This window comes from Acrocarpospora macrocephala (assembly GCF_009687865.1).
GTDB classification, from domain to species: Bacteria; Actinomycetota; Actinomycetes; order Streptosporangiales; family Streptosporangiaceae; genus Acrocarpospora; species Acrocarpospora macrocephala.
Genome location: NZ_BLAE01000057.1, coordinates 23,607 through 44,337, shown reverse-complemented (window position 1 = coordinate 44,337; position 20,731 = coordinate 23,607). Strand labels below are relative to the sequence as shown.

The following is a 20,731-nucleotide window of genomic DNA, read 5'->3' as shown; positions in this document are numbered from 1 at the left end:
TTCCGCGACCCCGGTCCTAAAGTGATCTCGAATATCGATCACATGCCATTGGGGTGGGATATGCGAGTGCTGATCACCGGTGGCGCGGGATTCATCGGGGCGAATCTCTGCGCTTTTCTGACGGGATTTCCCGGCGTACGCGGGGTGGTCGCGCTGGACGATCTGAGCACGGGGAGCGCCGCCAACCTGGAGGGCAGCTCGGCCGAACTCGTCGAGGGCTCGATCCTGGACCGGCCGCTGCTCGACCAGCTGGCCGCCGCCGCCGACACGGTGGTGCACCTGGCCGCCAGGCCGTCCGTGCCCAGATCGCTGGCCGACCCGGTGGCCAGCCACGACGTCAACGCGACCGGGACGATGAACGTGCTGGAGGCGTGCCGCGCGAGCGGCGCGCACCTGATCCTCGCCTCGTCCTCCTCGGTGTACGGCGACACCGAGGTGACGCCCAAGCACGAGGACCTGGCCACCCGCCCGCTCAGCCCGTACGGCGCGAGCAAGCTGGCGGCCGAGGCGTACACGCTGGCCTACGGCTCCTCGTTCGGGCTGCCGGTGCTGCCGCTCCGGTTCTTCAACGTGTACGGCCCGCTGCAGGCCGCCGGGCACGCGTACGCCGCCGTGATCCCCGCCTTCGTGGACGCGGCGCTGCGCGGCGAGCCGGTCACCGTGCACGGCGACGGGGAGCAGACCAGGGACTTCACCTACGTCGGCACGGTCGTGCGGCTGCTGGCCGACGCGGCCCTGCGCCGGGTCACCAGCCCGGCCCCGGTCAACCTGGCCTTCGGCACCCGGATCACGGTCAACCACCTGGTGACCCTGATCGGCGAGATCCTCGGGAAGCCGCCGGCCACCCGGCATGTGCCCGCCAGGCTGGGCGACGTGCGCCACTCGCAGGCCGCCTGCGACCAGCTCACCAGGTTGTTCCCGACCGTCGACCCGGTGCCGCTGGGCGACGGTCTGAAGCACACGGTGGCCTGGTTCGAACGTACGCTGACTACCGCTGGGACGGTGTGAAAATATGCGCAAACTCATGGTCATCGGGCAGGGATACGTCGGCCTGCCGCTAGCCGTGCAGGCCGCCGAGGCGGGCTACGACGTGACCGGCGTGGACGTCGACATCTGCCGGGTCAAGCTCCTCAACGCGGGCGAGTCCTTCGTGGAGGACGTGTCCTCGGCCCGGCTGGAGGCGATCCTGGAAGCCGGGCGCTACCGCGCGGTGCTGGATCCGGCCGAGAGCCCGGACTTCGACGTCTGCGTGATCACGGTGCCGACGCCGCTCAGGGACGGCGCGCCCGACCTCAGCCACATCGTCTCGGCCGGCCGGTCCATCGCGCCGCTGCTGCGGCCGGGCCGTACGGTCGTGCTGGAGTCCACCACCTATCCGGGCACCACCGAGGAGCTCCTGCAGGAGATCCTGGAGGACGGCAGCGGGCTGCGTGCCCCGGAGGACTTCCACCTGGGTTACAGCCCGGAGCGCATCGACCCGGGCAACCCGCACTGGGGGCTCGCCAACACGCCGAAGATCGTGTCGGGCGTGTCGGAGTCCTCGCTGCGGGCGGTGTCGGAGTTCTACGGCTCCGTCGTGGAGCGGGTCGTGCCGGTGTCGGGGACCCGGGTCGCCGAGCTGTCCAAGCTGCTGGAGAACACCTTCAGGCACGTCAACATCGCGCTGGTCAACGAGCTGGCGGTGTTCGCCGCCGAGCTGGGCATCGACGTGTGGGAGTCCATCGACGCGGCGTCCACCAAGCCGTTCGGCTACCTGCGGTTCGTGCCGGGGCCGGGGGTGGGCGGGCACTGCCTGCCGATCGACCCCTCGTACCTGTCGTGGAAGGTGAAGCGGTCGCTGGGGCACAACTTCCGGTTCGTGGAGCTGGCCAACGACGTCAACGAGCACATGCCCGACTATGTGGCGCATCGGGTGATGCTGGGGCTGAACCAGCGGGGGCTGGCGATGCGGGGGAGCCGGGTGCTGCTGCTCGGCATGGCGTACAAGAAGAACACCGGGGACGCGCGGGAGTCGCCCGCGGCGGAGGTGGCCAAGCGGCTGCGGCGGCTGGGCGCGGACGTCGCGGCCGTGGATCCCTACGCGGAGCCGCCGGCCGGGGTGGAGCCGGTCGAGCTGACCGCCGCCGAGCTGCGCAGGGCCGACGCGGTGGTGCTGCTCACCGACCACGACGTGTTCGACTACGCCCTGGTGCAGGAGCACGCGGCCTACGTTTTCGACACTCGCCGCCGTTGCGAGGGGCACAACGTGGAGTTGCTGTAGCCTTCAAGAATTCCCCAAGTGAAGCGGATATAGAGCCATTTGTCCCTATTTGGCTTATGTTTCCTTTGGGTCGGAACTGCCGATACATGTCGTGAACGCCTGGCCTTGCGGTCTGTGCCCGACATCGGCTTTCTGAGGAAATCTCCGTCGATTCGAGGAGTACGCACCGCCGGTCGTGCGGATTGCTCAAAATCGGGGGAAAGCTATGGATATCGGACGCCCGCGTCCGCGGAGAGCGCAGGTGGTCGGCCGCATCGCGGCCGCCACCGTGCTCGCCGGCCTCAGCGTCACAGTCGCGACCTCGTCGGCGTCGGCGGTGCCGCTAAGCTCCGAGTCGTTCGCCGGGGCCAGGATCTCCTCCAGCGGCTGGGTGATCGGCAGCCCCCGGGGCGCCGACAGTCCGTGCGCTACGGCCGCCACCGCCACCGTGGCCGGTTTCCTCCCGGCCTGCCGCGAGGTCGTGGACGGAAGGGCGAAGGCGGACCCCGACGGCGGCGGCGCGTTCCGCCTCACCGGCAACAGCGGCTTCAACGCGGGCTCGCTGCTGCTCGACAAGCCGATCAAGGCCGAACGTGGCGTCAGGTTCGAGTTCGACATGTACCAGTACAAAGGCAAGCCGACCACCGGCAAGTTCGGCGCGGACGGCATCGCCTTCTGGATCGTGGACGGTGCCGAGACCAAGGTCGACGCCGGTGAGGGTCTCGGCTACAAGGGCCTGTCCGGCGCGTTCGTCGGCATCGGCTTCGACGTGTTCGGCAACTTCTCCGGCACCCCCGGCACCCCCGGCACCCCCGGCGGCCCCGGCGGGCCCGGCCTCAAGCCGAACAGCGTCGCCGTCCGCGGTTCCGCCGCGGCTGGCTATGACTACATCTCCGGCAAGTCACTCGATCCGGCCACCCATCCGCTCGCCATCGACGCGGCCACCAGGCGGGCGGACGCCAAGCGCCACGTCACCGTCGACATCAACTCCAGCAACGTCATGAACGTCCGGATCGACTTCAATGACGGCAAAGGTCCGACGCCGGTCGTCACCGACCTCGACCTGGACAAGCTGCCCCGCCAGGAGCCGCTGCCCAAGACCCTGAAAGTCGGCTGGGCCGCCGCGACCGGCAACGCGGCGGCGGTGCACGAGATCGGCGGCTTCTCCGCCCGTACGCTCGACGCCGACCTGAAGCTGACCGTGACCGACAACGGTCCCTGGCAGGGCGGGCGGACCGGGGCGTACCACCTGGACGTCGCCGTGAACCCGAGCCTCGGCTGGTCCGACGACCCGGTCAAGCTGAGCTGGAGCGTCCCGGCGGGCGTCACCCCGACCGCGGCCAGCGGCGACGGCTGGGCCTGCACGATCGCGGGCCGCGTCGTCAGCTGCACCAGCGTGACGCACATCGCGCCCGGCGCGCACTACCCGCCCGTCAGGGTCGACGTGGCGCTCGGCACGTCCGTCTCCGGCAACGCCGTCGCGACCGGCGGCATCGAGGCCGGCCACGACAAGGTGACCAGCACGGTCTCGGTGAAGCCTGCCGCCATCAAGCCGGTCTTGGGCAAGGCGGTCGTGAAGATCTCGTCCCACCCGAACCCGTACGTGGCGGGGGATAAGTTCACCTACACCGCCTCAGCGGCCAATCCCGGCCCCGGCGCGATGAACGACGCCACCATCGCCGTGACGTGGCCGCCAGCGTTCAAGCCGCTGAAGTGGAAGTGCACCGCGACCGGCGGCGCCGTCTGCCCCGCCGCGGACGGTACGGGCGACATCGACACCACGGTCGACCTGCCCGCGGGCGGCGCGCTGACCTATACCCAGGTGAGCACGATGCCGGTGGGCGTCATCACATCGTTCACCGCCTCGGTCGCGGTCGTGGCGCCCGGCAGCGGCTGCACCGCCGACAAACCGTGCGTTGCCGCCGAGACCAACAGGCCCCCGCTCTACTAGAGGAGCGCGCGCTCAGCGGAATCTGCGGCCCAGCCGGGTGGAGATCCTGGCGATCTGGTTCTGCGGGAGCAGCCGCCCCACGCCCACGATCACCTTGTACCGCAGGCTGGGCACGCTGACCACCTTGCCGAGCGCGAGGTCGCGCATCGAGGCCCGGACCACGTCGTCGGCGGCCAGCCAGAGGAAGCCCGGGATGCCGGAGGTGTCCATCCGGGCCCGCTGGTGGAACTCGGTTCGCACGAAGCCGGGGCACAGGGCCATCACCCGCACGCCCGATCCGGCCACCTCGGCCGCGACCGAGCCGCTGAAGTTGACCACCCACGCCTTGGTCGCGCTGTAGGTCCCGCGGGAGAAGAACGCCGCCACCGAGGCGACATTGATCACCCCGCCCCGCCCCTTCTCCCGCATGGCGGGCAGCGCGGCGTAGGTCAGCCGCAGCACCGCCTCGCAGTGCACCTTGAGCATGGTCAGCTCGGCTTCCACCGGGACCTTGAGGAACTCGCCCGGGTGGCCGAACCCGGCGTTGTTGACCAGCAGGTCGACCCCTTGGGCGAGGCGATCCTCGACCGCCGTCAGGCCCGCGTCGGTGGACAGGTCGGCGGGCAGCGTCTCGACCGTGACGCCGTACCGGCGGCGCAGGACCGCGGCGTCGGCGGCGAGGCGGTCCCGGTCGCGGGCGACCAGCACCAGCGAGAAGCCGTCGCCGCCGAGGCGGCGGGTGTAGGCCGCGCCGATTCCCGCGGTGGCGCCGGTGATGAGTGCGGTGGGCATGGCGGCAGCTTAGGGTTCAGTCGAGGGTGCGCGCGATGATCTCTTCGACCTGGTCGTTCAACTTCGCGCCGCGGGTCCAGCCCGCGTAGTGGGTGAGGAAGACGACCATCTCCCGCAGTTCGGCCGCGGTCAGGTCGCCGCCGCGCAGCGCGGCGTCGAGCTGGGTGCCGAGCGCCTCGTCCAGGCCCTGGCCGAGGAGCAGGGCGATCAGCAGCAGGCGCCGGTCCCGCATCGACAGCACGCCGCGCCCCCAAACCTGGGCGAAGAGGTGCTCGACCGTCATGGCGAAAAAGTCGCCGGGCGCGTCGCCGGCGTGCTCCCAGCCGTAGACCCGCTTCATGATCTCCATTCCGCGCGTCCGCGGGTCGCCCAGGTCTTGCCCGACCTCGCCGACCTCGTGTTCCCTCATCTAGACTCCCGGGTTCGTTATCTCCATCCTCAGCCCGATCGCGCGCCAGGGCCAGGCGGAAAAAAGTTTTATACTTCAACCAAACCCGGGTTTCCACATGCTGTGATCATGTAACAAGTCGAGCTAAGATCTGGGCAAGATTTGGTCAAGTTTTCCCAGATGTAACAAGCTCAGCGTGAGATGGATACTGGGAAAACGGGCACTACTACCTCGTAGACCCGCAAAGCGGAGGTATGGCCCAGGTGAAAAGATCGCGGGTGCGTATCGCAGGACTGGCGTCCCTCGCGGCGGGTGCGCTCGTCGCTGGACTCGCCGGATGTGGTGGCTCCCAGTTCACGTATGTCCGTGACAACGAGGGCGAGACCTATTTCAAGGTTCCGGCCTCCTGGTCAAAGGTCGACCACAAACCCATCCAGCAGATCCTCTATGGCGAGGATCCCAATTCCGAGAGCGCCCGCATGCGCGCGCAGTTCGTCTGGACGGCCGCCTTCGACGGCGACGCCAGTCCGGGCGCGCAGCATTTCATCCCCTTCGGCGTCAAGGCCGAGGAACCGTTCGTGTACTCCGTGGTTCAGCCGCTCACCGAGGAGCAGCGGGACACCATGTCGCTGAACGCGCTGCGCAACTGGGTGTGGCCGGTGACCAAGTCGTACCGCGACCAGATCGCGCAGTCGAACCCGGAGTTTCCCCTGCAGAACTTCGAGCTGCTCGACGACGAGGTGCTCGAGCCCGGGGATGGCACCAGCGGCGTGCACGTCCGCTTCAACTACCAGGTCGGGCCGCAAGGTGAGACGCACACCTTCGACCTCACCGGGTATCTGAACGCGGGCAGCACCAAGGTCTCCATCCTGCTCGTCCGCTGCTCGGCGACCTGCTACCGCCAGCGGGCCACCGAACTGGACGGGATCACCCAGTCATTCAAGATCAGGAAGTCGCTCGGGTAAGGAGCCCACCTTGTCCATAGATCAGAAACCCGGGTGGTGACGCTGCCATGAAGTCGGCCACCCGACCGGAATACGAAGGGCTCCGCCCCCCAGGTACGGGCCCTGACGACCGGGACCCGAAGACCCGCAAGAAGATGGCCTTCTGGGACCGCTCGAAGATCATCATTTTCCTGGGCGTGGCGTTCCTGCTGCTGAGCTTCAAGACTTATGGCGAGTACGAGGGCATCATGACCCTCCAGGACGCCCTCTACGAGCAGGCCGCCGCCACCCCGTGGATCCTCTGGCTGATCGGCGTCGACGCGCTCCGCCAGGTGCACTTCCTGATCAGCGAGCGATCCGCCGGATACCACCGCTTCTGGACCAAGGGCGTCTTCGGCGGCTTCGAGCGATGGACTCACCGCACCTTCAGCGACTGGGGCAGGTTCCGGCTGGCCCGGGTGATCAAGTGGGCGTTCTGGATCACGCTCATCGCCTTCGTCCTGGCCGAGCTGCTGCCCAACGACCCGACGCCGATCCAGGCGCTGTTCCAGGCTCCGGCCCTGGTGTGGTCGTGGCTGCCGATGATCATCCAGTACAGCATGATCCTGGTGTTCGTCGTGCTGCAGTTCGTGGTCATCTTCTGGTTCCTGTCCCGGGGCGGGATGGAGACCTACTTCCCCGACGACATCAAGACGCGCTTCTCCGACGTCTGGGGCCAGGACCACGTGGTCGAGCGGGTCAAGGAGAACATCGTCTTCCTGGAGCGGCCCGACGAGATCGAGCAGCGCGGCGGCTACGTGCCCAGCGGTCTGCTGCTGTGGGGTCCGCCCGGGACCGGCAAGACCCTGATGGCCGAGGCGGTCGCGGGGGAGACCGGCAAGCCGTACGTGTTCGTGGATCCGGGCGCGTTCGTGAACATGTTCATGGGCATCGGCATCCTCAAGGTCAAGTCGCTCTTCCGCAAGCTGCGCAAGCTGGCCCTGCGGTACGGCGGCGTGATCGTCTTCTTCGACGAGGCCGACTCGCTCGGGCGCCGCGGCTCGCTGGCCCAGCAGGGCCCGCAGACCGGGCCCGGCATGACCGGCGCGTTCGGGAAGGGCGACTGCAACGGGCACTCCTACCTGTCCGGCGACACGCTCTCCCAGCTGGCGAACGCGTTCGCGCCGCCCGAGGAGCCGAAGTCCCGCCGGAACATGTTCATGATGGGCGGCATGGGCGGCGGCGGCGGTGACATGGGCACCCTGCAGGCCCTGCTCACCGAGCTGTCCGGCCTGAAGAAGCCGCGCGGCATCATCAACCGGCACGTACGGCGCCTGCTCGGCATGCGCCCCAAGCCCCCGCCCAAGTACCGCATCCTCGTCATGATGGCCACCAACATGCCCAACGCGCTGGACGAGGCGCTGCTGCGGCCCGGCCGGATCGACCGCATCTACAAGGTCGGCTACCCCTCGAAGGCGGGCCGGCTCCGCACCTACGAGGGCTACTTCGGCAAGGTCAACCACGAGCTCACCGAAGCGCAGATGGAGAAGCTGGCCACCATCACGCCGTACGGCACCGGCGCGACGATCAAGGACCTGGTCAACGAGTCCCTGATCACCGCCATCCGGGACGGCCGCGAGGTGATCACCTGGCAGGACGTGATCAAGGCCAAGCACCTCAAGAAGCTCGGCCCGCCGGAAGGCGTCGAGTATGTCGAGCGCGAGCGGCACGCCACCGCCGTGCACGAGGCCTGCCACGCGGTCATGGCGGTCCGGGTCCAGCACAACCTGGAGATCGACCTGGCCACGATCGAGAAGGGCTCGTACTACCTGGGCATGGTGTCCCAGATCCCGGTGGAGGACCAGTTCACCGAATGGCGCTCCACCTACGAGGCCGACATCCTGGTCTCGCTCGCCTCGCTGGCGGGGGAGCGGCTGTTCTTCGGCGATGACAACTCCTCCGGCGTCTCCAGCGACCTGGCCAGCGCCACGATGGTGGCCGGTCACATGGAGTCGCACTGGGGCATGGGCGCGGGGATCTCCTCGCTGCCCGCGCTGCAGCAGATGGGGATCATGCCGGGCGCTCCCGACCAGCGCCGCCGGGGTGGGCCCGCGGAGATCGGCTTCCTGGCCGCGCAGCCGGGCAGCAAGGGTGACAGGATCGCGCCCAACGAGCTCGGCATGCGGGTGGAGTTCACGCTGCGGCGGCTGCTGGAGAAGGCCGAGGACCTGCTCCGGGAGAACCGGGAGGAAGTGCTCGCGGTGGCGCACGCGCTCGAGACGTACAAGACGCTCAGCGGCGACGACGTCAAGGCGGTCATGGAGGGCGTGCAGGGCACGGTCGTGAACGGCGCGATCTACAAGGACGTGCAGTTCATCGAGGAGATCGAGGCCTATCACGAGGCGGCGCTGCGGGCGCACCTGGAGCACGGCGTCTCGATGTTGCCGCTGCCGGTGGCGCGGCCGCTGCTCCAGCTGGAGCCGGTGGCCGTCGCGGCCGGCGGCCCCGGTCTGGGCACCCCGCCGCCGAGCTTCGCCACCGCCGAGATCGTGAAGGTCAACGGCAACGGCGGGCCGGTGGCCGAGGTGGCGCAGCCCGAGTTCGTGCCGTGGAACGGCGGCGGGCAGCCTGCGCCTCCGCCGCCGCCACCCGGGTACGCACCGGGGTACGCGCAGCCGTACCAGCCGCCGCCGGCGGAGGAGCCCAAGTCGCGTGGCATGCTGTGGGCGCTGCTCGGGGCCTCGCTGGCGCTGGCGGTGTTCGTGGTCGTGCTGGTCGTGACCTTCGGCAGCGGTGTCGCCACGCCGGATTCGGCCGAGCTGGGCGCCTCGGGCGGGTTCACGGCGGGCACGGCGATCGCCTTCCTGGTCGGGTTCCTGGTGTTCGCTGGTCTGGTGGGCGCCATGGTCGCGGTGCTGCGGGCGCAGCAGGCGACGCGCAAGCGCGCGGAGGAGGCCCGGGATCGGGCCAACGAGCGGGCGCAGCTGCTGGCCGCGGCGATGGAACCCGACGTGGCCATGCGGCTGCTCGGGTACGACGGCAGGGACAAGCCAGTCTGACCCTGTTTCTCTGAAGGCCCGGTCTCTCTTCCGAGGGGGCCGGGCCTTCGTCATTGAAAAATCACAGTATTGGGGGAGAAGTCCAGCGATCTGACTCTATCGCGTAACTATCTTGACTTATGGGCGTGTGACGCACTTGAACGAAAGGTGCCTCCATCTCACGTTGTGGACAAGTCCGCAGATGGAGGTCAAAAAGGGTGAAGCGCGTCTTAACAGGGTTCGTACTGTTCGTTGTGTTCTGCGCCTGGGGATTCACCGGCGCCGGCGCGGCACAGTCGGCGGCGGAGCCGCTGCCCAACCGGCAGTATCTGGTCTCAGGGGCGAGCACGCAGCCCCAGCGCAGCGACATCGCCGCCACCGGCGCGGCCATCGACGAAGTGGCGGCGACCTCGGTCGTGGTGACCGCCACCGCGGCCGAAGTCGCCGCGATCAGGCAACTCGGCTACACCGTCACCGTCCTCGCTCCCAAACTCGGTCCCCAGGTGCCGCAGCCGCTGGACTTCCCGGCGGCCGACAGCGCCTACCACAACTTCGCCGAGCTGACGGCGGTGGTGAACCAGGTGGTCGCCGACCATCCCGGGATCGCCAGGAAGATCAGCTACGGCACGTCGTACCAGGGCCGGGACCTGATGGCCGTCAAGATCAGCGACAATGTGGCCGCCGACGAGAACGAGCCCGAGGTGCTGTTCACCGCGCACCAGCACGCGCGCGAGCACCTGACCGTGGAAATGGCGATCTACCTGCTCAACCTCCTCACCGACAACTACGGCACCGACTCCCGGATCACCGACATCGTGAACGGCCGGGAAATCTGGATCATGCCCGACCTCAACCCCGACGGCGGCGAGTACGACATCGCCACCGGCTCCTACCGCTCCTGGCGGAAGAACCGCCAGCCCAACACCGGCTCCTCGGCCGTCGGCACCGACCTCAACCGCAACTGGGGCTACCAGTGGGGCTGCTGCGGCGGCTCGTCCGGTACGACCTCCAGCGAGACCTACCGCGGCCCTTCGGCCGAATCCGCCCCCGAGGTCAAGGCCGTCGCCGACTTCGTCAGAAGCCGGGTCGTCGGCGGCGTCCAGCAGATCAAGTCCACCGTCGACTGGCACACCTACGGCGAACTGATCCTCTGGCCGTACGGCTACACGACCGCGAACACCGCGCCCGGGCTGACCCAGGACGACCGGGACGCGCACGCGGCGCTCGGCCAGAACATGGCCTCCACCAACGGGTACACCCCGGAGCAGGCCAGCGACCTCTACATCACCGACGGTTCCATCGACGACTGGATGTGGGGCGTCTACAAGATCTTCGCCTACACCATCGAGATGTATCCGGTCAGCTCCAGCCCGGGCTTCTACCCGCCGGACGAGCAGATCGTCCCCCAGACCACCCGCCTGCGCGAGGCCGTGCTGCGGTTCCTCGAATACTCCGACTGCGTCTACCGGATCATCGGCAAGGAGGTCCAGTACTGCAACGCCACCCCGCCGACGGTCGTCTACACCGACACGTTCGAGACCGCCACCGGCTGGACGACCAACCCGCTCGGCACCGACACCGCCACGTTGGGCCAGTGGGAGCGGGCCGATCCTGCGGCCACCACCTCCAGCGGGGCCAAGCAGCTCGGCACCACCGTGAGCGGCTCCTTCGACCTGGTCACCGGCGCTTCGGCGGGAGCCGCCGCGGGCGACTTCGACGTGGACGGCGGGGTGACGTCGATCCGGTCGCCGTCCATCACGCTGCCCGCTTCCGGAACCCTGACCCTGTCGTTCTCGTGGTACCTCGCGCACGGATCCAACTCCTCCACCGCCGACTACCTGCGGGTGCTCGTCAACGGCACCCAGGTGTTCCAGCAGCTCGGGGCGGCCAGCAACCGCAACGGCGCCTGGGCGACCGGGACCGCGAACATCTCCGGCTTCGCCGGGCAGAACGTGCAGATCACGGTGCAGGCCGCGGACGCCTCGACCGCCTCACTGGTCGAGGCCGGGATAGATGACATGAAGATCACACAGCAGTGATAGACGCCGCCACGATGCGGTGAAACTGTGACATGTGTGGCAGCTGACCGGGTGCGTGGGACCGAACGGGAACTCGCCGTACTCCTGCGCACCGGTCCGTTCGAACGGGCGCTCCGGGCCGCCATCGCGGCCCGGGGGCTGTCGCTGGAACGGCTGCACGTGCGCCTCGCGGAGCGCGGGGCGCAGGTCAGCCTGGCGAGCCTGAGCAACTGGCAGCGGGGCAGGTCCCGCCCGGAGCGATCGTCGTCCCTGGCGGCCGTAGGGGAACTGGAGGTGATCCTCGGGCTCCCCGCGCACTCGCTGGTGACCCTGCTGGGCCCGCGCCGCCCACGCGGGCGCTGGCTCGCCGACGACCCCGCCGCCCAGCGCAAGCAGCTACGCGAACTGGTCGAGTCATTGGCCGACCACGAACTGCCGACTGTACTAGCCGTGCTGCGCGCCCTCCGCTCGTCAGATCGAAAATGACATACGACCCAATTCAGCCGGAAATTTCCTGGAAGCTCGTGACTCGCTCCCCAGGAAAGGACCTTCGATGCGCCCCTCACCGCACCGATCCCCCCACGCTGTCTTCCTTTCGCGAGGCGTGGCCGTCGTGCTCGCCGCCGCGCTGGTGGGCGTATCGCTGACGGCTCCCGCGTCCGCCGCCGTCATTGTCGGGGCGGGCTCGCCCGAGTCGATCGCCGGAAGTTACATCGTGGTCCTGAAGGATCCGCGCGAAGGCGACGTCCGGGCGCAGTCGCGTGACCTCGTCGCCGAGAACGGCGGTCAGGTCAAGAACGTCTACCAGCGGGCGCTCAAGGGCTTCTCGCTCCGGGCCTCGGCTGCTCAGGCCAAGCGGCTCGCCGCCGACCCCGACGTGGCCTACGTCGAGCAGGATCGGGTCATCACCCTCGACACCGACCAGCCCAACCCGCCCTCCTGGGGCCTCGACCGCACCGACCAGCGGGCGCTCCCCCTCAACAACCGCTACTCGTACGCGACGACCGCCGCCAACGTCACCGCGTACATCATCGACACCGGCATCCTCACCACCCACCAGGACTTCGGCGGCCGCGCCACCTCCGGCCGCGACCTGGTCGACAACGACGCCAACGCCACCGATTGCAACGGCCACGGCACCCACGTCGCCGGCACCGTGGGCGGCGCGACCTACGGCATCGCCAAGGGCGTCCGGCTGGTCGCCGTCCGCGTCCTCGACTGCAGCGGCCGAGGTTCCACCGCGGGCGTGATCGCCGGGATCGACTGGGTCACCCAGAACGCCGTCAAACCCGCCGTCGCCAACATGAGCCTCGGCGGCTCCGCCAGCCAGGCTCTCGACACCGCCGTCACCAACTCCATCAACTCCGGCGTCGTGTACGGCCTCGCGGCAGGCAACAGCAACGCGAACGCCTGCAACTCCTCCCCGGCCCGCGTCCCCGCCGGCATCACGGTAGGCGCCACCACCCGCACCGACGCCCGCGCCACCTACTCCAACTTCGGCCCCTGCCTGGACATCTTCGCCCCCGGCACCGACATCGTCTCCGCCTGGCACACCTCCGCCACCGCGAAGAACACCATCAGCGGCACCTCCATGGCCACCCCCCACGTCGTAGGCGCCGCCGCCCTCCTCCTCTCCACCACCCCCACCGCCACCCCGCAACAAATCCGCGACACCCTGATCTCCAACGCAACCCCCGACAAGGTCACCTCCCCCGGCACAGGCTCCCCTAACACCCTCCTCCACGCACCAACCGACAGCTCATCCCCATCCCCAACAGCAACTCCGACGGCGACCCCAACACCGACCTCGACCGCGACCCCGACCCCGTCTGTGACCCCAACGGCGACCCCGTCTGTGACTCCGTCCGCGTCACCATCGCCCACCCCATCGCCCCAGCCCTGCTTCCGCGCGGCCAACAGCACCCACGTCTCCGCCGGCCGCGCCACCGTCCGCTTCTTCTTCCTCACCTACGCCAACGGCTCCGGCCAGTACCTCGGCACCACCGGCACCACCACCTCCCTCCGCCAAACCCGCCCGAACTACTGGATCAAGGTCGCCACCTGCAACTGACCTGGCTTCTCAGCCGGGACGGGAGATGGTCCGCCGGGCCGCCGGGACGGCGCAGGCGAGGCTGGTGAGCAGTGCCACCAGCACGCAGCCGGCCGAGGTCGCGAGCAGGGGCGCCCAGGGGACCACGATCGGCACCGCGGACACGAGCGGGCTTAACGCGGCCGTGACCGCGGTGAGGGTGGCGGCGGTGACTCCACCGGCGAGCAGGCCGCCGGCGACACCGACCAGCGTGGCCTCGTGCGCCACGATGAGCAGCACCTGTCGGGGCGTCGCTCCGGCGAGGCGGAGCATGGCCAGTTCCCGCGCCCGTTCTCCGGCGGCCATCAACTGGACGTTGACGATGGAGATGGCGGTGTAGACGACGGCCATGCCGACGATCGCCAGCAGCGCGAGGCGGGAGAGGGTGTCGAACTCGGCGTCCACGGTGGACAGATGTTTTCCGGTGGAGGTCAGCGTTCCGCCCAGCGGCCGTACCGCATCCTCGACGGCGCGCTCGGCGCCGGGGGCGAGGGCCAGGTAGACCGCGTCGGGCAGCGGCACGGAAGAGTGCTCGTGGAGCGTCGTCCACGGCAGCAGCACGGCGGGCAGCCCCAGCCGGTCCCGGAACGTGGCGACCACGCGGGGCAGTACCAAGGCGCCGTCGCCGAGCCACAGTGCCGCCTTCGTCCCCACCCGCCAGCCGTGGGCCTCCGCCAGCGACTGGGACACCGCCACGGTGTCGCCGGTGAGCCCTGCCGCCGAGCCGGCCGTGACGGGCAGGCGCAGCACCCGTGCCGCGGCGGCTCCGTCGACATACCAGGCGGCATGCTGCCGGATCATGCGGTCGTCGCGGTCATAGGCGAACGTCTGCTTGATCCGTACGGCCGCCGTGACGCCGGGCACCCGCTCCGCCGTGGCGGCGGCCGGGTCCGGCAGCGCCGCCGCCCCCGCGGGGATCACTACGGCGGACGCGGTGACGTGGTCGCGGGCACCCAAGGCCTGCGCGGCGGAGAGCGTCGCCGTACCGGCCAGGGACGCCCCGGCGAGCCCCACGGTGGCGAGCACCGGCACGGCGGTGGCCGCGGTCCGCCGAACGGCGGCCAGCGCGCTCTCGCGTGCCAGCACCCTGACCGGGCCACGCCCGGCGACGGTGAGCGTCCGGACCAGGAACGGAACGACAGCCGGGGCCAGCGCCGCGCCCGCGAAGATCAGCAGCAGTACGACGACGAGCAGGTACGCGGCCCCCTCCGGGGTGCGCATGAGCGGAATGATCGGCACGATTCCGGCCAGGCAGGCCAGCCCCGCCAGCCACCGGACCCACGTCATCGCGGGGCGCTCCACCGCGGCCTCCCGGAGCGCCTCGACCGGCCGTACCGCGGCGGCGCGGTGGGCCGCCCGCCAGGCGCCGACGACGGCCACGACCACACCGAGGGTGAATGCCGCGGCCATCGGCCACGGGGTGATCCGGACGGTGAAACCGGGCGGCGCCAGACCGGCGGCGGCCAGCCGGCGAGCGAACGGCTCCGCGATCGCGGCGCCGAGCGCGCAGCCCGCGAGCCCGGCCAGCACGCCGACCCCGAGCGCCTCGCCGAGCACGAGGCGGCGGATCTGCCGCAGCGTGGCCCCGGCGGCGCGCAGCAGCCCGAACTCCCGCCGCCGTTGTGCCACCGTGAAGGTGAACGCGCCGGCGACCACGAACGCGGACACCAGACAGGCCACGGCGGCGGACTCCCCCAGCAGGGTGATGGCGACCAGCAGCAGTCCCGCGTCCGGGTCAGGGTGCGCCGAACGCCGGGACTCACCGGTGAGCACGCGCAGCTCCGGCCGATCGGCCAGCGCCACCCGCGCGCGGGCGGCCAGGGCGTCGGCGTCGGCCGACGGGGTGAACAGGGCCACCGCGGCGATCCGTCCGCGGGCGAGCCGGGCGGCGGTGGCGTCGGCGACGTACAGCGCCTGCGGGGCCGGGGTGGCCAGCACTCCGCTGACCACGAACCGTCGCGGGCCGTCGGCCGTGGCCACCGTGACCGGGTCACCCGGCCGCCGCGCGGTCGGCGCGGGCAGCACGACCTGGCCGTCGGTCCGTGGCGGTCCACCGGCCAGGAACACGCCTGGATGCAGGGCGGCGGCCGACCACGGGTGGGCCTCGGTCGCGCCGTCGAGCCGCGCGTAGGCGGCCATGTCCACGATCATCCGCCCGGCGCCGTCCAGCGCGGCCAGCCGGGCTGGGATGCCAGGTGGCACGTGGCCGCGCTCGCCCGGGGGCAGGACGGCGTTCCCTGGTTCCCCGCGGCCCCCCGCCCGATCGGGCCCGGCGATCACCACGTCCGGCGTGGCGTACCACAATGGCCGGTCGCCGGGCGGGTCGAGCGCGGCGACGAGGGCGGCGCCGGCGGCCGCGCACAGCGCGACGCCGAGCGCGAGGGCCAGGAACGAGCCGGTCAGGCTCGAGCGGCGGGCGGCCAGGCCGGGCCAGATGAGCCGGATCACGGCGCCGTCTCCAGCGCCGTCATCCGCTCCGCGACCGCCTGCGGTGTCGGCCCGGCCAGCTCGCCGACCGGACGGCCGTCCCGCAGGAACACCACCCGGTCGGCGCAGGAGGCGGCCACCGGATCGTGGGTCACCATGACGATGGTCTGGCCGCGCTCGTCCACCAGGGAGCGGAGCAGCGTGAGCACGCCACGCCCGGTGGCGGAGTCCAGGTTGCCGGTGGGCTCGTCGGCGAACAGCACCTGCGGGCGGGTCACCAGCGCGCGGGCGATGGCCACGCGCTGCTGCTGCCCGCCGGACAGCTGCCCGGGACGGTGACCGGCCCGGTCCGTGAGCCCGACCGCGGCCAGCATCGCCGTCGTCTCCGCCCGGCGCGGGCGGCGACCGGCCAGCAGCAGGGGCAGCGCCACGTTGGACTCGGCGTCCAGAAACGGCAGCAGATTGAACGCCTGGAAGACGAACCCGATCCGGTCCCGGCGCAGCAACGTCAGCCGCGTCTCGTCCAGCTCGCCCAGCCTCGTCCCGCCCAGCAGGACCTCACCGGACGTCGGCCGGTCCAGCCCGGCCGCGCACTGGAGCAGCGTGGACTTGCCCGAACCCGAGGGTCCCATCAGCGCGGTGAACGTGCCCGCGGCGAAGTCCACGCTCACCTCGTCCAGCGCGGTGACGGCGGCCAGGCCGGCGCCGTACACCTTGCGCACCGCCCGCAGCCGCACGGCCGCCTCGTCGTCGATTTCCATGCTGCGAGCGTCCCCGTCGCCCGCGGCGATGTCAGTGGCGTGCGGGAGCCCCTGAAGGTAACGCCAGCACTACCCCCGAGGGTCGTCCCTGCGGGAAGGCCATACCGGCCGAGCGGGGCCTACTGTTTCGTCCATGCACACGCGGCGACCGGGGCACGGCTGGCGGGCGATGACCCGCGGCCCGCTGCGATTCCTCGCCTCGTCGTGGCCGTGGCGCTCGCTCGCCTACGTGCTGACCGGCTGGATCGTCGCGACCGTGTGGGTGGCCGCGGTCACGGGACTGATCGCCGTCCCCGCGTTCGGCCTCGGCGTGCTCCTCGCCGGAATCCCGCTCGCCGCGGTCGAGCGGTGGCGGCTGCGGCTCGTGGACACCGCACCCGCGCCGTCCCCCCACCCCCGGCTCGTACGCCCCGGGCTGTGGGGCTGGATCGGCGCCCGTTTCGGGGAGACGGCCACCTGGCGGGAGCTCGGCTACGCGCTGCTGTTCGCGCTCGGGCTGGCCTGGCTGGACGCCGTGGTCGGCCTGCTCTTCTGCTGCGCCCTCTACCTGATCGGCTTTCCCGCGCTGGTCGTGCTCCTGCCGGACTACCAGCCCGATAGGATCTTCGGTCTGGTGGCCGCCGAGCTGCCGCAGGCGTTCGCGCTCACCGCCGTCGGCGTGCTGACCCTGCCCGTCGTCATGTACTTGATCACCGCGTACGCCGCGGGTCGCGCGACGCTCACCCGTACGCTCGTGTCCCACCCGTTCGACGCCGAGGTGATGGAACTGACCCGATCCCGGGCACGGATCATGGACGCCATGGACGCGCAACGCCGCCGCATCGAGCGTGACCTGCATGATGGCGCCCAGCAGCGGCTGACGGGCGTCATCATGACGCTGGGCCTGGCGAAACTCCAGCTCGCTGACGCGCCGCCCGTCGCCCGTGACCTGGTCGGCAAGGCGTACGAGCAGGCCAGGGCCACGCTGGGGGAGCTGCGCGATCTCGTTCACGGCATCCATCCCCAGATCCTCACCGACCGAGGTCTTCCCGCCGCCGTGGCCGAGCTGGCCGAGCACTGCGCCGTGCCGGTCCAGGTCGACATCGACCTGCCGGAGCGGCCACCCGGACCGGTGGAGGCGACCGCGTGGTTCGTCATCGGCGAAGCCCTCACCAACGTGACCCGGCACAGCAACGCCCGGCAGGTCTGGATCGGCGTGTGGCGGCAGGGCCGGCTGCTGGTGCTGGAGGTCCGCGACGACGGCACCGGCGGAGCCGACCCGGCGCGCGGCAGCGGGCTGATGGGCTTGGCCGACCGCGTCTCGGTGCTCAACGGCAGGATCACGCTGACCAGCCCGCCGGGCGGCCCCACGGTGCTGGGCGTGGAGTTGCCGTGCGCGTAGTGCTCGCCGAGGATTCCGCTCTGCTGCGCGAAGGGCTGACCCATATCCTGACCCACTTCGGGCACAGCGTCCGTGCCGTCGCCGACGCGGCTGAACTGCTCGCCGCCGTGGCCCAGGAGACACCCGACGCCGTGATCACCGACATCCGCATGCCGCCGGACTTCCGCGACGAAGGGCTACGCGCCGCCTTGCGGCTGCGCCGCCTTCACCCTGGCCTGCCCGTCCTGATCCTCTCCCAGTACGTCGAGCACACCAACGCCGCCGAACTCGTCGAAACCGGTCCAGGCATCGGCTACCTGCTCAAGGACCGCGTCGGCGACGTCACCGAATTCCTCGCCGCCCTCGATCAGGTGGCCGCCCAGGGCACCGTCATCGACCCCGACGTGGTCCGCCGCCTGCTCACCCGCCGTCGCCTGCGCACTACCCTCGAACGCCTCACCCCCCGGGAACGGGACGTGCTCGCCCTCATGGCGGAGGGCCGCTCCAACACCGCGATCAGCCGCCGCCTCGCCATCTCCGACGCAGCCGTCGCCAAACACGTCAACGGCATCCTCACCAAGCTCGACCTACCTCCAGCCCCCGACGACCACCGCCGCGTCCTAGCCGTCCTCACCTACTTACGAGCCTGAACGACCGAGCGCTCGCGAGGCCTTCTTGGCCCGGTTGATGTTGTTCTCACCTGCTTACGAGCCTGAACGACCGAGCGCTTGCGAGGCCTTCTTGATCCGGTCGATGTTGTCCTCGCCCACTTACGAGCCTGAACGACCGTCCTTTGTGGCCCGGTTATCCACGCGCGAGAGTTTTCACAGGTCGGATCTCTACGGATGCGAAGAACCGATGCGAAAGGCCGCACTCTTGGCGCCGGTGCGGTGAGAAGTGGTGCGGGCGTAGACGGCGCCGGATAACGGCGAGTAACCCGAAATTTCGGTCTTTGGATGGGTTCAGAGGCGGAAGCCGATGTCGGGGGTGATCTCGGCGACGTCCATTTGGGCCTTTTGGAGGTGGCCGGAGTAGTCCCAGTTCATGGCTTGCCAGCGGGTGAACTGGTCGAGGACCCACATGCCGGACTGGCGGCTGCCGTTGCCGGATTTGCCGTTGCCGCCGAAGGGGAGGTGGGCTTCGGCGCCGGAGGTGGAGTTGTTGACGCTGAGCATTCCGGCGGAGACGGCCTCGCGGAAGCGGAACACGGAGGTGGGGTTGGTGGTGTAGATCGAGGAGGACAGGCCGTAGCCGGGTTTGTTGGCGAGGTGGATGGCCTCGTCGAGGGTTTCGAAGGTGGTCACGCCGACGATGGGGCCGAAGGTCTCTTCCAGGAACAGCCGGTCGTCGGGGCGGACGCCGTCGACGACGACGGGGTGGTAGTAGAGGCCGCCTTCGCCGGTGAACTCGCCCCGGGGGCTGGATTCAGTGATCTTGCCGGTGGGGCCGGTGAGCACCTGGTGGTGGGGTTCGACCCAGGTCAGGTACTCCTCGAACCGGTCGGCGAACTTGTGGTCCAGCAGCGGGCCGCAGATCACGTCGCCGGTCGGGTCGCCGATGGACGCGGCCCGCACGGCCGCCGTGTAGCGGGTCACGAAGTCGTCGTGGATGGATTCGTGCACGATGACCGTGCCGAGTGAGGTGCAGCGCTGGCCGGCCGTACCGAATCCGGCGAAGAGCGCGCCCTCGACGGCGAGATCGAGATCCGCGTCCGGCATGATCACCATCGGGTTCTTGCCGCCGAGCTCCAGGCAGGGCGACTGCAGGTGCCGCCCGCACAGCTCGCCGATCTTGCGCCCCACCTCGGAGGACCCGGTGAACCCGACCTTCTGCACCGAACCCTCACCCAGCGCCTGGTCCAGCCCGGCGAAGGTGGCCGCACCGTCCGCGAACACGATGTTGAGCACACCGTCGGGCAGTCCGGCCGCCGCGAACAGCCGGTAGAGGGCGTGCGCGGAAGCGGCCGCGTACTCAGCGGGCTTCCAGACGACCGCGTTCCCGCACAACAGCGCAGGAACCAGATACCAGGATGGCACCGCCACCGGGAAGTTCCCGGCCGTGATGATCGCCGCCACCCCCACCGGAACCCGGAACGTGAACAGGCTCTTGTCCGGCATCTCCGACGGAACCGTCTGCCCGTACAGCCGCCGCCCCTCGCCCAGGAAGAAATCGCAGGTGTCCACGATCTCCCGGACCTCGCCCAGCGCCTCCGCGTACGGCTTGCCGATCTCGTCGGTCACCAGCCGGGCCAGCGTCTCCGCGTTCTCCTCGACCAGCCGCCCGATCGACGCGATCACCCGCCCGCGCACCGGCGCGGGCACCTTCGCCCAGTCCCGCTGCGCTCCGGCCGCGACCCGGCAGGCCGCCGCGAACGTCTCCGCGTCCGCCAGCCCCACCTCAGCCACCACCTGCTCCACCCGAGCCGGATTAACCGACTTGTACGGCGCTGCGGCCTGGCTGTCCTTACCACCGATGACGGAAACGATGTGGCGGGTCATCATTGACCTCCAAAATCCTTCGCGAAGGGCGCTTTGCTCCAGAGTATTTCCGCCGGCCGCGTATTTCCTCAGCCATGTATTCCTCGGACGCATGTCTCCTCATCCAACAGGAGGCTCATCCACTGGGAGACCGGCATTGGGAGAGTCGGTCATCAGCCGACTCAGTCACGGCTCCGCGCGTAGGAGACCAGCGGAGCTCGGCTGGGCAGGTTGTTGCTGGTCGAGCCGCACTTGGTCAGGGGATATCGGCCAGGCGGGTCTGTGGTTG

Annotated in this window: 15 protein-coding genes; 10 read left to right on the top strand and 5 right to left on the bottom strand. The window is 70.1% G+C overall.

Features of this window, described 5'->3' with window-relative positions; genetic code table 11:
- The first annotated feature begins 60 nt into the window (after positions 1–60).
- The 3 genes from Amac_RS39260 (at position 61) to Amac_RS39250 (ending at position 4,190) form a co-directional block, all read left to right on the top strand.
- Entirely contained in the window at positions 61–1,008 is a 948-nt protein-coding gene (locus Amac_RS39260) for an NAD-dependent epimerase/dehydratase family protein (protein ID WP_155359496.1), read from the top strand.
- Positions 1,009–1,012: 4 nt separating this feature from the next.
- Positions 1,013–2,260: a nucleotide sugar dehydrogenase gene (locus Amac_RS39255; protein ID WP_155359495.1), complete on the top strand. Its 1,248-nt coding sequence runs from the start codon at positions 1,013–1,015 to the stop codon at positions 2,258–2,260.
- Between the two features lie 241 nt (positions 2,261–2,501).
- Positions 2,502–4,190 carry an L-type lectin family protein gene (locus tag Amac_RS39250; RefSeq protein ID WP_155359494.1) on the top strand — a complete coding sequence of 563 codons (1,689 nt, stop codon included), beginning with the start codon at positions 2,502–2,504 and terminating at the stop codon, positions 4,188–4,190.
- A gap of 12 nt (positions 4,191–4,202) precedes the next feature.
- Here the strand turns inward: Amac_RS39250 and Amac_RS39245 are convergent, their stop codons facing one another.
- On the bottom strand, positions 4,203–4,961 hold the full coding sequence (locus Amac_RS39245) for an SDR family NAD(P)-dependent oxidoreductase (protein WP_155359493.1): 759 nt from the start codon (positions 4,959–4,961) through the stop codon (positions 4,203–4,205).
- 16 nt (positions 4,962–4,977) lie between these two features.
- On the bottom strand, positions 4,978–5,370 hold the full coding sequence (locus Amac_RS39240; RefSeq protein WP_155359492.1) for a carboxymuconolactone decarboxylase family protein: 393 nt from the start codon (positions 5,368–5,370) through the stop codon (positions 4,978–4,980).
- 257 nt (positions 5,371–5,627) lie between these two features.
- Between Amac_RS39240 and Amac_RS39235 the strand changes: the two genes are divergently transcribed.
- The 5 genes from Amac_RS39235 to Amac_RS39215 all read left to right on the top strand — a co-directional run bounded on the left by Amac_RS39235 (position 5,628) and on the right by Amac_RS39215 (position 13,399).
- Positions 5,628–6,314, top strand: a complete 687-nt coding sequence (locus Amac_RS39235) for a hypothetical protein (RefSeq protein ID WP_155359491.1) — start codon at positions 5,628–5,630, stop codon at positions 6,312–6,314.
- Positions 6,315–6,361: 47 nt separating this feature from the next.
- Complete coding sequence (locus tag Amac_RS39230; protein WP_155359490.1) at positions 6,362–9,331, top strand: AAA family ATPase; 2,970 nt, start codon at positions 6,362–6,364, stop codon at positions 9,329–9,331.
- 197 nt (positions 9,332–9,528) lie between these two features.
- Entirely contained in the window at positions 9,529–11,349 is a 1,821-nt protein-coding gene (locus Amac_RS39225; RefSeq protein ID WP_155359489.1) for a M14 family metallopeptidase, read from the top strand.
- Between the two features lie 36 nt (positions 11,350–11,385).
- Entirely contained in the window at positions 11,386–11,814 is a 429-nt protein-coding gene (locus Amac_RS39220) for a hypothetical protein (RefSeq protein ID WP_218041563.1), read from the top strand.
- A 67-nt stretch (positions 11,815–11,881) separates the two neighbouring features.
- Positions 11,882–13,399, top strand: a complete 1,518-nt coding sequence (locus Amac_RS39215) for a S8 family peptidase (protein WP_155359488.1) — start codon at positions 11,882–11,884, stop codon at positions 13,397–13,399.
- 9 nt (positions 13,400–13,408) lie between these two features.
- Here the strand turns inward: Amac_RS39215 and Amac_RS39210 are convergent, their stop codons facing one another.
- On the bottom strand, positions 13,409–15,865 hold the full coding sequence (locus Amac_RS39210) for an ABC transporter permease (protein WP_155359487.1): 2,457 nt from the start codon (positions 15,863–15,865) through the stop codon (positions 13,409–13,411).
- Positions 15,862–16,605 (bottom strand): ABC transporter ATP-binding protein, encoded by a 744-nt coding sequence (locus Amac_RS39205; protein ID WP_155359486.1) that lies wholly within the window; start codon positions 16,603–16,605, stop codon positions 15,862–15,864. Before Amac_RS39205 ends, Amac_RS39210 begins: the two co-directional genes overlap by 4 nt.
- Positions 16,606–16,738: 133 nt before the next feature.
- On the opposite strand from Amac_RS39205, the gene Amac_RS39200 reads away from it, so the two are divergent.
- Entirely contained in the window at positions 16,739–17,986 is a 1,248-nt protein-coding gene (locus Amac_RS39200; protein ID WP_155359485.1) for a sensor histidine kinase, read from the top strand.
- Positions 17,977–18,615: a response regulator transcription factor gene (locus Amac_RS39195; RefSeq protein ID WP_218041562.1), complete on the top strand. Its 639-nt coding sequence runs from the start codon at positions 17,977–17,979 to the stop codon at positions 18,613–18,615. Before Amac_RS39200 ends, Amac_RS39195 begins: the two co-directional genes overlap by 10 nt.
- Positions 18,616–18,927: 312 nt before the next feature.
- Here Amac_RS39195 and Amac_RS39190 read toward each other — a convergent pair whose 3' ends face one another.
- Positions 18,928–20,466, bottom strand: coding sequence for an aldehyde dehydrogenase family protein (locus Amac_RS39190; RefSeq protein WP_246269005.1), 1,539 nt, complete (start codon positions 20,464–20,466; stop codon positions 18,928–18,930).
- Between the last annotated feature and the right edge of the window lie 265 nt (positions 20,467–20,731).

Bases quoted from the DNA above. Each gene is read 5' to 3' on its own strand.
- Amac_RS39215 (WP_155359488.1), top strand. From the start codon at position 11,882: ATGCGCCCCTCACCGCACCGATCCCCCCACGCTGTCTTCCTTTCGCGA.
- Amac_RS39255 (WP_155359495.1), top strand. From the start codon at position 1,013: ATGCGCAAACTCATGGTCATCGGGCAGGGATACGTCGGCCTGCCGCTA.
- Amac_RS39230 (WP_155359490.1), top strand. From the start codon at position 6,362: ATGAAGTCGGCCACCCGACCGGAATACGAAGGGCTCCGCCCCCCAGGT.
- Amac_RS39190 (WP_246269005.1), bottom strand. From the start codon at position 20,466: ATGATGACCCGCCACATCGTTTCCGTCATCGGTGGTAAGGACAGCCAG.
- Amac_RS39200 (WP_155359485.1), top strand. From the start codon at position 16,739: ATGCACACGCGGCGACCGGGGCACGGCTGGCGGGCGATGACCCGCGGC.
- Amac_RS39245 (WP_155359493.1), bottom strand. From the start codon at position 4,961: ATGCCCACCGCACTCATCACCGGCGCCACCGCGGGAATCGGCGCGGCC.
- Amac_RS39260 (WP_155359496.1), top strand. From the start codon at position 61: ATGCGAGTGCTGATCACCGGTGGCGCGGGATTCATCGGGGCGAATCTC.
- Amac_RS39240 (WP_155359492.1), bottom strand. From the start codon at position 5,370: ATGAGGGAACACGAGGTCGGCGAGGTCGGGCAAGACCTGGGCGACCCG.
- Amac_RS39205 (WP_155359486.1), bottom strand. From the start codon at position 16,605: ATGGAAATCGACGACGAGGCGGCCGTGCGGCTGCGGGCGGTGCGCAAG.